Annotated in this window: 1 pseudogene; it reads left to right on the top strand. The window is 58.6% G+C overall.

What is annotated here, in order from left to right:
* Window positions 1–251: 251 nt before the first annotated feature.
* Window positions 252–439 (top strand): annotated as a pseudogene (locus EOA29_RS39790) (tyrosine-type recombinase/integrase); the annotation flags it as partial.
* Between the last annotated feature and the right edge of the window lie 47 nt (window positions 440–486).

Raw genomic sequence — 486 nt, 5'->3', positions numbered from 1 at the left:
GAACGTACGTGCACAGGGCTCCGCAGGCGGATACCACCAAGGGCTGGTCTTTGTCTTCTGACGAGTGGATTTCCTTTTATGAGGGGTTTGGAATTCCCAGCCACTCTTCTGATTCCCAGCCACTCTTCTGAGAAGAGATGAAGGTGAGCATCTTGAAGGGACCGATATTGTCACTGGGTGGACCTAATGCGTTCCGGTCCGCACGCGCGACAGTGGCAATGTGATTGTGGCGATCAAGCAGGCCCACTCGTTCTTTCCAGACGCGCACTGCCCTGACGACACCCTATGCCGCGGGTCTGCACGCTTCGGAGACGTAGGACCGAAGGTCGGCGACATTCACAGCGGACGTGGCGTGATCCGGGTCGAGCACGGCAAGGGCTGCAAGGACCGCATGGTTATGCTCTCGGCGCAGCTTCTGCACATCCTGCGGGTCGACTGGTGACTAAGGAAACCGCAGGGCTGGCTGTTTCCGGCCGGGATGCAAAT

This window comes from Mesorhizobium sp. M1E.F.Ca.ET.063.01.1.1 (assembly GCF_003998155.1).
Lineage (GTDB): Bacteria > Pseudomonadota > Alphaproteobacteria > Rhizobiales > Rhizobiaceae > Mesorhizobium.
This window is presented reverse-complemented; position numbering and strand designations above follow the sequence as displayed.